The following is an 11003-nucleotide window of genomic DNA, read 5'->3' on the forward strand; positions in this document are numbered from 1 at the left end:
ACTGGCGGAACACCCGAGTTCAGGCGATGACGGAGGCGATCGCTACTGCAGGCGGTGTGCTTCCTCAATAATCCGCACGACATCGATCGCGTCGTGCGGGTCAACGGGGGCGGGGCCATCGCCGCGCACGGCGGCCGCCACGCCTTCGTAAAACGTCGGGTAGGCGCCGCGCTCCGTGGCAACCGTTACCAGCGGCTGCCCGGCCAGCTGGAGTGTGCCCCACGCTTCGGGCGGCGTTACCCCGTATCCGGGATCGGTGGGCAGGATGCCGCTGTCCAGCGCCGATTCCTGGCCATCGAGCCCGTAGGCCGCGTAGGCGCCCTCAGTTCCCAGCGCTCGGAAGCGTGGGCCGCTGAGCGCGGCCACCCGACTCATCGTCAGGTGGGAACGCACGCCGGTGTCATGCAGCAGGGAGATGAAGGCGTCGTCTTCATTCAGGGCTCCGTCTCGCACCCGGGAGAACTCGGCCGAGGCCATGGTGGCAGGGCCGAACAGCTGCAGGGCCTGGTCGACCAGGTGGCTGCCCAGGTCGAACGCGATCCCGCCGCCCTGCTCCGGCGTGAGGGCTTCCTGCCAGCGGCCGTGTCGCTGTGGGCTGAACCTCTCGAAGGTCGACTCGAACCGGTGGATGCGACCCAGCGTCCCATCGGCGATGAGCTTCTTCACGGTGAGGAAGTCGCCATCCCAGCGGCGGTTCTGGAAGACGATCAGCGGGCGGCGCGCGCGCTCCGCTGCGTCACGGAGCTGTTGCCCCGCCGCGACGGTCGGCACGAACGGTTTGTCGACAACAATGGCAGCACCCGCGGCGAACGCCGCGAGCCCCTGCGCGAGGTGGGCGTGTGCGGGCGACGCCAGCACCACGAGGTCCAGTTGCGCTGCGCGCTCCAGCAGTTGATCCGGAGTGTCGACAACCGTGGCCCCGGAATACAGCGATTCAGCGTGCGCCCGTCGCTCGGGGTCGGACGTCGCGATCAGGTCGAGCGAGAACTTCGGGTTGGACGCGATGAACGGAGAATGGAACACGCGGCCGGAGAGCCCGAATCCGATCACTCCGGTTCTGATAACTCCCGACACGGATGCCTCGCCTCAGCTAGTGGGTGTCGACCGCTTCGATCTCACTGCGGTCACCCGACCACAGCGTGTGGAAGGTGCCGTCGGCATCCACCCGCTTGTAGGTGTGTGCTCCGAAGAAGTCGCGTTGGCCCTGCACCAGCGCGGCGGGCAGGCGGTCGGCCCGCAACCCGTCGTAGTACGCCAGCGATGACGAGAATGCGGGGGAGGGGATGCCGGCCTGGGCCGCCGCGACCACCACTCGTCGCCAGGAGGCCTGCGCCCCGGCGACGACCTCGGTGAAGAACGGCGCCGTCACCAGCGCGACCAGCGCCGGGTCTTCGGCGTACGCCTCGGTGATCCGGTTCAGGAAGCGCGCGCGGATGATGCAGCCGGCGCGCCAGATCTTGGCGATCTCGCCCTTCTTGATGTCCCAGTCATACTCTTCGGCACCGGCGACGATCTCGTCGAAGCCCTGCGAGTAGGCGATGATCTTGGAGGCGTAGAGGGCCTGGCGCACGTCCTCGACGAACGCTTCCGGGTCGGCAACAGTCCACGCCTCCGCAGGCCCCGGCAAGTCGGCCGCGGCTGCCCGCTGGGCGGGCTTGGACGACAGTGAGCGGGCGAACACTGCTTCCGCGATGCCCGACACCGGAACGCCCAGGTCGAGGGCGCTCTTCACGGTCCACGCTCCGGTACCCTTGGCCCCGGCCTGGTCGAGGATGACATCGACGAGCGGTTTGCCGGTCTTGGCGTCGACCTGGCGAAGGACCTCTGCGGTGATCTCGATCAGGTAGCTCTCGAGTTCGCCCTTGTTCCACTCGGCGAACACGTCAGCTATTTCCGCCGGCGACTTGCCGGTACCGCGGCGGATCAGGTCGTAGGCCTCGGCGATGAGCTGCATGTCGGCGTACTCGATGCCGTTGTGGATCATCTTCACGAAGTGGCCGGCACCATCGGTGCCGACATGCGTCACGCAGGGCTCGCCCTCGGCGACCGCGGCGATCGAGCGAAGGATGGGCCCGAGCGTCTTCCACGCCTCAGCAGAGCCGCCCGGCATGATCGACGGGCCGAGCAGTGCGCCCTCTTCGCCGCCGGAGATGCCCGCCCCGACGAAGTTGATGCCGGTCTCGCGCACCGCCTTCTCGCGGCGGATGGTGTCAGTGAACAGGGCGTTTCCGCCGTCGACGATGATGTCGCCCGGCTCGAACACGGCGGTCAGGGCGTCGATGACGGCATCCGTCGGCTTCCCGGCCTTCACCATGATGATGGCCGTCCGGGGCGTCGACAGGGATGCCGCGAACTCCTCGTACGAGGGTGCAGGCACGAATCCGGCTTCCGGATGCTCGGAGATCAGCACCTCGGTCTTCTCGTAGCTGCGGTTGTACACCGCGACCGTGTTGCCTTCACGGCTGGCCAGGTTGCGCGCGAGGTTCGAGCCCATCACCGCCAGGCCGATGACTCCGATGTTTGCGTTTGCCTTCGCCTGGTTGTCGTTCGCGGACACATTGCTCCTTACGGATCGAGTTCAGGATGCTGCGGTGATGGCGCTGAGGAAGCCGAACCGCCCCTCCAGCTTAGGCACTCAGTAACCGAACACGCTCGGCAGCCAGAGCGACAGTGGCGACCAGAAGGTGACAATGAGCAGGCCGCCACACAGCGCCCAGAAGTATGGCCAGATGCGCCCCATCACTGCTTCGATTCTCACGTTGGCCACTCGCGCTGCGACGAAGAGGTTATTGCCGATCGGCGGGGATATGTTGCCGAGACACATGTTGAAGACCATCATCGCGCCGAAATGGATGGGGTCGACACCGAGCGAGGTGACAACCGGCAGGAAGATCGGGGTGAAGATGAGGATGGCCGGGGTCGGGTCCATTACGGTGCCGGCGAGCAACAGCACGATCATGATGATGAACAGGATGATCACGACGTTGTCGGTGAGCCCGAGCAGGCTGGTCGCGACCAGTTGCGGGATCTGGGCGAACGCGAGCACATAGCCGAGGATGCCGGACACCCCGATGAGCAGCATGATGATGCCGGTGACCTTGGCCGCCTCGAGCACGATACCGGGGAGTGCTTTGAGGGGCAGCGTGCGCTGCGCAAACCCCAGGACGAGCGAGTAGAGCACCGCGATGACGGCGGACTCGGTCGCCGTGAAGATGCCGCTGAGAATGCCGCCGATCACGATGACGATCATGAGCAACGCCGGGATCGCCCGCAGCAGCACGACGAGTGCTTGCCTGATGGTCGGACGCTCCTGAGTGAGCACGCGCAGCTCTGGGCGCTTCCGTGCGTAGATTGCGACGACGACGACGCACACAAGCGCCCACAACAGCCCCGGGCCGACCCCGGCGATGAACAGGGCGCCGATTGAGGTCTGTGACACGAGTGAGTAGACGATGAACGTGTTGCTCGGCGGCAGCAGCATCCCAGTGGGCGACGAGGCTGCGTTTACTGTCGCCGCGAACGCGGGGTCGTAGCCCTCCTTCTTCATGCGTGGGGCCAGCACCGAGCCGACGGCGGCGGCGGAGGCGACCGAGGCGCCTGAAACGGTGCCGAACATGGCATTCGCGACCACCGTGGTCTGAGCGAGAGAGGCGGGAAGTCGGCCCGCGACCACGAGCGCGAGGTCGATGAGCCGGGTTGCAATGCCCCCGGTGTTCATGAGACCGCCCGCGAGGATGAAGAACGGTATGGCAAGGAGCGCGAAATTGTTGCTCCCACCGAAGATCTTCTGTGCCGAGGTGAGCGCTGCACCGCTCCAGTCGAGCAGGATGACGATCGCGAGGAGCGAGGGCAGGCCCATCGAGACCGCAACAGGCAGGCCCATGGCGATTCCGAGGGCGATGCCGCCGATGAGCACGATGCTGGCGAGCAGGATGTCCGTATCCATGTCAGACCTCCGCGTTCTCGTCGAGTACCGGCACGGGCTTCTCTGCTCTGGCGAGGATGCCGATGATGTGGGTGATGCTGTAAAAGACGGTGAGGATGCCGGCGATCGGCAGGATCAGATAAACCTGCCCGATCGTGAGTGGCGGCAGCGTCGAGATGCTCTGGCCCCAGGCGTTCTCGGAGACTCGGAAGCCACCCCAGATGAACGCGAGTGACATGAAGAGGATCACGATGAGCTCGAGCCCGACCGCCCAGTAGCGCTGCAGGTGATCGGGAAACTTCTCGACGAGGATCGACACCGCGATGTGCCCGCGCTCGGAAAAGACGTAGGCGGTGGCCACGGCGGTGAGTATGACGAAGGTGTACTGCGCGGCCTCCTGGGTCCACGGTGCTGAATTGAGGATGACCTCACGCGTGAAGACCTGCCACGAAACGACTGCGACCAGGAGTACGAAAGCGGCGATGCACAAGCCGGCGAGGGTGCGGTCGATTACCTTGCGGACGGCTGCCAACACCCTGAGGAGTGGGCGCCAGCGCACCTCGGCAACCGGCACGGAGATGTCGGCCTCGTCGGGGAGTTCGGGCTCCGTTGGATTCGAATTCACGTCGTCCTCCGTTGGGTTCCCCGTGACTGGGGACGCGGCCCCGTGGGCGGCCGCTCGCGTTGAGTCGATGGACACTGGTGTTGGTAGAACACAGTGCAAGGGCGCCGGTGGTCAACCGACCGCCGGCGCCCTTGCCGGTGATGCGTCAGAGCCTACTGCGCCGCGCGAATCGCGTCGAAGAGGGATTTCTGGGTATCCGTGATGATGAATTCATCGAGCAGCGGCAGGAGCGCGTCGACAAACGCCTCGCTGTCGACCTCGGTGAAGGTCGCGCCGGCGGCCTCGGCGTCAGCGATCGCCGTCTCCGTGTCTGCGAGCCACAGCTCGGTGTGCTGCTTCCACGCCTGCTCCCAGCCCTCGTCGAACGCGGCACGGTCTTCATCTGACATCTCGTTCAAGGTGTTGGTGTTGCTGATGAGGAAGTCGGCACCGATGAGGTGACGCGTGTAGGAGAAGTAGGGCGCAACCTCGTGGTGCTTGTTGGCGAAGTACGAGATCTCGTTGTTCTCGGCACCGTCCACGACACCCGACTGGATTCCGGTGTAGACGTCACCGAACGGCATCGGTGTCGGCGAACCGCCGAATGCCTTGATCATGCCGAGGAACACCGGGCTCTCCTGCACGCGGAGCTTCTTGCCCTCGAGGTCGTCCGGGGTCTCTGCCGGAGCATCCTTCAGGTAGACGCTGCGTGCACCCTGGGTGAAGCCGCCGACGACCGAGATGTTGTTGCTCTCCTCGAGCGACGTATAGATGTCGCCGACGACTGAGTCATCCGCCAGTACTTCCATCTGGCTTTCGATCGAGTCGAATACCGTCGGGAGGCTGAACAGCACGAAGTCGTCGTTCAGGTTCTCAAGCTGCGGCGCCGAGACGATGGCGAGGTCGATGACGCCGTCGCTCACCTGCTGCAGGTACTCCTGCTGGTCGCCGAGCGTGGAGTTCGGGTAGACCTCGATGTCCCAGCGTCCTTCTGTCGCTTCGCTGAGGCTCTCGCCGAACGCCTGAAGGGCGATGAACGACGGGTGAGTCTCGGGCTGGTTGAGGCCGAGTTTCATCGTGCGAGGCTCGACGCTGTCCCCGGTGGTCTCGGAGCCGGTGCCGGAGCAGCCGGCGAGCGTGAGGGCCGCTATCGCGGCGGTTGAAATGAGTGCGAGTCGGGATCTGGTCCGCATGGTGTTCTCTCCTTCGAGCGCAGTTTGGTGGCGGTGTCGCCGTCTTGGTGTCGGTGTGGGTGTTCGGTCGAGAAGGGGCGATTCATTCCTTCGCGACCTTTATTGACTCACCGGGTGGGGGGAATGGCAACCAGTTGCCATAGGTTGTCGCGCACCCGTCGTGATCGCCCGAGGTGCCGGCTAACCGCGCTCCGTCCAGTGGGAAAGCGGGCTCGCCGGGCCTGTGGACATACGCTCGACGAGCTGCGCGGGGAGCAGTGCTGTCTTCAACGGGGCGCCTGGCGCGCCCCTTTTGCCGCCAGCCTGGCCGCGTAACTCGTTCAGGAGCGTCTGCACGGCGACGGCTCCGAGCTGGCGTAGTGGAGCGGCGACGGTGGTCAGCTGCGGCGTGCAGAAATCCGCGCCGAAAATGTTGTCGAATCCGACCACTGACACGTCGTCTGGTACCCGGATGCCCAGGTTGACGAGACCGCGCATGAGGCCGATTGCGATCAGGTCGTTGTAGGCGATGGCAGCGGTACCGGGCGAATCTGCGAGGGCACGCGCGGCAGAGAGGCCGCCCGCCTGAGTGGGAGGGAATGGGCCGAACTGCCTGGATCGGAGGCCGAGTTCATGGGTCGCTTCGCGGACTGCCTGCCAGCGCACACCGTTCGCCCACGAGGCATCCGGCCCTGCGAGGTAGGTGATTGTGGTGTGCCCGAGATTTGCGAGGTGCTCCACCGCGCGCTTCATGCCGCGGGAGTTGTCGGTCACGACGCTCGCGACGTCGCTCATCGAGCGGTTGAGCACCACGGTCGGCCGCTGTTTCGCCGCCGCCCTGATGGATGAGTCCGACATTCGTGAGGTGGCGAGAACGAGGCCTTCCACCATCGGCAGCGTACGATCCAGCGCCTGTCGCTCAGTCTCCACTGACTCTTGCACGTCCGCGACGAGCAGGGTGTAACCAGCTTTGGTCGCAGTCTCCTCGGCGCCGCGGAGAATCTCGAAGAAGAACGGATTGGTCACGTCGGCGACGATGACGGCCAGCAACGACGTGCGCCCCGTGGGGAGCGCGCGGGCGATCGGATTGGTGCGGTAGCCGATGTCGGCTGCAACCTGGCGGATCCTCGCCGCAGTCTCGGCGTTGACGCGGCCGGGCCTGGAGAACGCACGGGAGACCGTCGAGGGTGCGACGCCGCACGCTGCGGCCACATCGTAGATGGTCGGCCGGGCGTTGCCTTGTCTCGTGCCCTCAAGCGGGTCTGCCATGTCACGAATGCTAGGCGAGGCAACCTGCCGCTACAACTCAGGAATATGCCTCGGAAGGCATTGGCAGGCAATTGGTGGCAACCGCTTGCGATCGTGGGTGCGCCCGGCGTGCAATGAGGCGAACCATGCCGCACGCTCGACTCGTCCGGCGCTCGAGCGAGGACCAGCGTGAGGATGCCGAGATGCTCATCGAAACTGAGATGGCAGAGGCCGAACTGCGCCGCCTCGGGCTGGGACACGTGCGCGTGCGTGCCGCCGACGGTGTTGCGTGCCTCGACCTGCCGTTCGACGACGTCGCCGTAATCGTCTGCGATCCGCTGCGCAGCGAGGTGCTCCGAGCCGTGCGCGCTGCCGGCTTCGCCCGCGTTGCCGTGCACATCGACGGTACCTGAGGGCAGCCCGCCTCCGGCCATGGCCACAATTGGCAACCGGTTGACACTGTTCGGGCGCGATCCGCATCATGGGACGATGCCTGCGACTCTTGAACTCGATGACGACCGATTGCTCCCGATCGATCCCCGTACCCGTGCGATCGCCCGGGAGTTGTACCAGGCAGTTGCAACCCTGCCGATCATCTCTCCCCACGGTCACGTCGATCCAGGGCTGCTCCTCGACAATGCACCGTTTTCGGACCCTGCGGAGTTATTCATCACCCGCGACCACTACGTCACGCGTCTCCTTCACGCTGCCGGCGTCAATCTCGCCGATCTCGGCGCGGGCACCTCGGAGGCGCCCGATCCGCGTGCGGTCTGGCGCTTATTGGCCGAGAACTGGCACCTGTTCGCCGGCACCTCCTCGGGCTACTGGCTCACTCATGAACTCGTCACGCTCTTCGGCATCGATGTCGAGCCATCCTCCGAGACTGCCGACGCAACTTATGACGCCATCGCGTTGCGCTTGAACGATGCCGCGTACCGTCCTCGCGCCCTGTTCGAGCAGTTCCGCATCGAAGTGCTGGCGACGACGGATGACCCGTTGGATGACCTTGCCGCGCATGCTGCGCTGGCCCGCGATGCATCCTTCACCGGACGCGTGCTGCCGACCTTCAGGCCGGATGCCTACCTCGACCCCAGGTCGCCCGGATTCGTGCAGCGGATCGAGCGTCTCACGGCCTCCAACGGGACCTCTCCAGATGACTTCCCGGGATACCTGGCGGCGCTCGAAGCCCGTCGCGCCCACTTCATCGCACACGGCGCGGTCTCTGCCGACCATGGGGTGCGCGAGCCGTTCACCGTCGACCTGACCGACGACGAGGCCTCCGCGCTGTTTGTGCGTGCGGTCTCGGGTGAACTGGACGCCGCGGGCTCCCGTGCGTTCACCGGCAACATGCTTCTGCGGATGGCGGGGATGAGCGCGAGGGACGGGCTCGTCATGACGATCCATCCGGGCGTGCATCGCAACCACTCGAGCGCGACGCTCGATCGCTTCGGCGCCGACACCGGCCACGACATCCCGGTGACGACCACGTACACCGAGAACCTCCGCCCGCTGCTGGAGCGCCACGGACTGGCGCCCGGCCTGCACCTCGTGTTGTTCACCGTGGACGAGACCGTGTACTCGCGTGAGATCGCTCCCCTCGCCGGCTTCTATCCGAGCGTGTTCATCGGCGCACCCTGGTGGTTCCTGGATGCACCGGATGCTGTGCTGCGGTATCGCGCTTCCGTCACCGAGACGGCCGGCTTCTACCGAGGTTCCGGCTTCATCGACGACACCCGGGCGTTCCTGTCCATCCCGGCCCGCCACGACATGGCGCGGCGCCTGGACTCCGCGTTCCTTGCACGGCTCGTGGGCGAGGGACGCGTGTCGCTGCCACAGGCCGAACGCATCGCGGTGGACCTCGTCGACAGCATCCCTCGCCGGGCATTCAAGCTGTGAGTCCGGAGACCGCGGCAGTCGCCCTGAACCGCCTGACCGCCGCCGGTCGCACCGGCGGGTCGTTCGACCCCGCCCCCGCGCGCATCGCCCACCTCGGCCTCGGAGCATTCCATCGTGCACACCAGGCCTGGTACACCGATGTCTCGGATGACGACAACGAATGGGGCATCCGGGCGTTCACCGGCCGCAGGCCTCAGGCATCCGACGAGCTCGCTGCGCAGGATGGCCTCTACTCCCTGATCGAGAGGTCTGCGGACGGTGACACCGTCACCCTGGTCGACTCAATCGTCGATGCAGTCGACGGCGCTCGCGTCGACCGACTCGCGGAAACCCTTGCGGATCCTGCCACGTCGCTCGTCACGATGACCATCACCGAAGCCGGCTACGCGCTGGACGCCCGAAACCAACCCGACCTGACGCAGGCCGCCGTCGCCAGCGATGTGGCATGGCTGCGTTCCCACCTCGAATCCGCAGAGTTCGACCTCTCCGCGGCGCCGCGCACGGCGCTGGCTCGGCTGCTGGTGGGCCTGGAAGTTCGCCGCCGCGCCGATGCCGGAGCGCTGTCAATCGTCTCCTGCGACAACCTCCCATTCAATGGGGAACTGACGCGGACAGCGTTGCGCTCGCTTGCCGAGATGGCATCCGCCCCCAAGATGCTCGCCTTCCTCGACGAGCACGTTTCGTTCGTCACGACCTCTGTGGATCGGATCACGCCCAGGACCACGCCTGACGATGTCGCCGTTGTCTACGCGGCGACCGGGTGGCACGACCGCGCTCCGGTGGTCACCGAGCCGTTTCACGACTGGGTGCTGAGCGGCGACTTCCCCGCCGGCAGGCCGGCCTGGGAGCGCGCCGGTGCGAGGTTCGTTGACGACATCGAGCCGTTCGAGCGCCGCAAGCTCTGGCTGCTCAACGGAGCCCACTCGCTCCTCGCCTACGCCGGGCTCGCTCGCGGCCATGCGACAGTCGCCGCGGCGATGGCCGACACCGCCATCCACTCGCGGGTGGAGCAGTTCTGGACCGAGGCGGCGCGTCACCTTCCCGGGGAAGGCCTCGACCTCGACCGCTATCGCGCCGCATTGCTTGAGCGCTTCGGCAACGGCCGGATCCAGCACCTGCTGGCACAGGTCGGTCAGGACGGCACGGCAAAGCTGCGGGTGAGGGTGGCGCCGGTGCTGCTGGCCGAGCGCGCTGCGGGCCGCAGTGCCGGCGCAGCTGTATTCGCGCTGGGCGCCTGGGTGGCGCTCGCGCGCGCCAGTCGCCTTCCTGCCGATCGGGCGGGCGCGGCATTGCAGGAGGCCGCGTCGCTGTCCGGCGAGGCGGCGGTCGTCGCGCTGTTGCGTCTCGTTGATCCCCTCCTGGTGGAGGATCCGGCTGTCGTCGCGGCTGTCGCGCGGGCCGTTCCTGACGTCACGATCGACTGACTTCACGGCCGGCCCTGCACCGGAAGCGACGGCAGGAAAGCAACATTTGGCAATCGGTTGCCACCCCGTCTGTGACTTGGTTGGCTAGAGCTGGCAAATGGAGGAACCCCATGATCATTACCAAGGCTGAAGTTATTGTCACCAGTCCGGATCGCAACTTCGTGACGTTGAAGTTGACGACGGATGACGGCATCACTGGGCTGGGGGATGGCACCCTGAATGGCCGGGAGCTGGCGGTGGTGTCGTATTTGAAGGATCACGTCGCTCCGCTGCTGGTGGGGCGTGACGCGCACAACATTGAGGACATCTGGCAGTTCCTGTATCGCAGCGCGTATTGGCGTCGGGGCCCGGTGACGATGGCGGCGATCGCCGCGGTGGATGTCGCCCTGTGGGACATCAAGGCGAAGGCGGCCGGGATGCCGTTGTACCAGTTGCTGGGTGGGGCCAGCCGTACCGGTTTGCTGGCGTACGGCCACGCATCCGGGAAGTCGCTCGATGAGCTGTTCGACAGTGTGCGCTCCCACCAAGAGCAGGGCTACAAGGCGATCCGGATCCAGACCGGGGTGCCGGGGTTGAAGTCGATCTACGGGATCGCCTCCAACGCCACGTTCGAGGCCAATGAGGGTGTCCGGTATGACCATGAGCCGGCGCAGCGGGGTGCGTTCCCGGCCGAGGAGGACTGGGACACCCGGTCCTACCTGCGGCATGTGCCGACGGTGTTCGAGGCGGTCCGG

The 11003-nt window shown here is 66.1% G+C and carries 10 protein-coding genes; 4 read left to right on the top strand and 6 right to left on the bottom strand.

All coding sequences use genetic code 11. The features are described 5' to 3' along the window. Positions 1 to 42: 42 nt before the first annotated feature. The 6 genes from ACX3O0_RS16040 to ACX3O0_RS16065 all read right to left on the bottom strand — a co-directional run bounded on the left by ACX3O0_RS16040 (position 43) and on the right by ACX3O0_RS16065 (position 6970). Positions 43 to 1074, bottom strand: a complete 1032-nt coding sequence (locus tag ACX3O0_RS16040) for a Gfo/Idh/MocA family protein (RefSeq protein ID WP_459108409.1) — start codon at positions 1072 to 1074, stop codon at positions 43 to 45. 16 nt (positions 1075 to 1090) lie between these two features. After that, a complete protein-coding gene (gene gndA, locus ACX3O0_RS16045) occupies positions 1091 to 2557 on the bottom strand; it encodes an NADP-dependent phosphogluconate dehydrogenase (protein ID WP_459108410.1) in 1467 nt (488 codons plus the stop codon). Between the two features lie 78 nt (positions 2558 to 2635). Then, positions 2636 to 3946, bottom strand: coding sequence for a TRAP transporter large permease (locus tag ACX3O0_RS16050; RefSeq protein WP_459108411.1), 1311 nt, complete (start codon positions 3944 to 3946; stop codon positions 2636 to 2638). Position 3947: 1 nt separating this feature from the next. Further along, positions 3948 to 4550: a TRAP transporter small permease gene (locus ACX3O0_RS16055; RefSeq protein ID WP_459108412.1), complete on the bottom strand. Its 603-nt coding sequence runs from the start codon at positions 4548 to 4550 to the stop codon at positions 3948 to 3950. Positions 4551 to 4702: 152 nt separating this feature from the next. After that, positions 4703 to 5722, bottom strand: a complete 1020-nt coding sequence (locus tag ACX3O0_RS16060; RefSeq protein WP_459108413.1) for a TRAP transporter substrate-binding protein — start codon at positions 5720 to 5722, stop codon at positions 4703 to 4705. A 180-nt stretch (positions 5723 to 5902) separates the two neighbouring features. Beyond that, positions 5903 to 6970 (bottom strand): LacI family DNA-binding transcriptional regulator, encoded by a 1068-nt coding sequence (locus tag ACX3O0_RS16065; RefSeq protein ID WP_459108414.1) that lies wholly within the window; start codon positions 6968 to 6970, stop codon positions 5903 to 5905. A gap of 182 nt (positions 6971 to 7152) precedes the next feature. On the opposite strand from ACX3O0_RS16065, the gene ACX3O0_RS16070 reads away from it, so the two are divergent. From ACX3O0_RS16070 to ACX3O0_RS16085, 4 genes are all read left to right on the top strand, one after another. Further along, a complete protein-coding gene (locus ACX3O0_RS16070; protein WP_459108415.1) occupies positions 7153 to 7362 on the top strand; it encodes a hypothetical protein in 210 nt (69 codons plus the stop codon). Positions 7363 to 7438: 76 nt separating this feature from the next. Beyond that, positions 7439 to 8845 (top strand): glucuronate isomerase, encoded by a 1407-nt coding sequence (uxaC, locus tag ACX3O0_RS16075; RefSeq protein WP_459108416.1) that lies wholly within the window; start codon positions 7439 to 7441, stop codon positions 8843 to 8845. After that, positions 8842 to 10269, top strand: coding sequence for a mannitol dehydrogenase family protein (locus ACX3O0_RS16080; protein ID WP_459108417.1), 1428 nt, complete (start codon positions 8842 to 8844; stop codon positions 10267 to 10269). Before uxaC ends, ACX3O0_RS16080 begins: the two co-directional genes overlap by 4 nt. A 110-nt stretch (positions 10270 to 10379) precedes the next feature. Beyond that, on the top strand, positions 10380 to 11003 hold a 624-nt coding region (locus ACX3O0_RS16085; protein ID WP_459108418.1), incomplete at its 3' end, for an enolase-like domain-containing protein.

The organism is Homoserinimonas sp. A447 (genome assembly GCF_054489325.1).

Excerpts from the sequence above, each read along its gene's own strand:
- uxaC (WP_459108416.1), top strand. The coding sequence starts at position 7,439 with ATGCCTGCGACTCTTGAACTCGATGACGACCGATTGCTCCCGATCGAT.
- ACX3O0_RS16060 (WP_459108413.1), bottom strand. The coding sequence starts at position 5,722 with ATGCGGACCAGATCCCGACTCGCACTCATTTCAACCGCCGCGATAGCG.
- ACX3O0_RS16065 (WP_459108414.1), bottom strand. The coding sequence starts at position 6,970 with ATGGCAGACCCGCTTGAGGGCACGAGACAAGGCAACGCCCGGCCGACC.
- ACX3O0_RS16050 (WP_459108411.1), bottom strand. The coding sequence starts at position 3,946 with ATGGATACGGACATCCTGCTCGCCAGCATCGTGCTCATCGGCGGCATC.
- ACX3O0_RS16070 (WP_459108415.1), top strand. The coding sequence starts at position 7,153 with ATGCTCATCGAAACTGAGATGGCAGAGGCCGAACTGCGCCGCCTCGGG.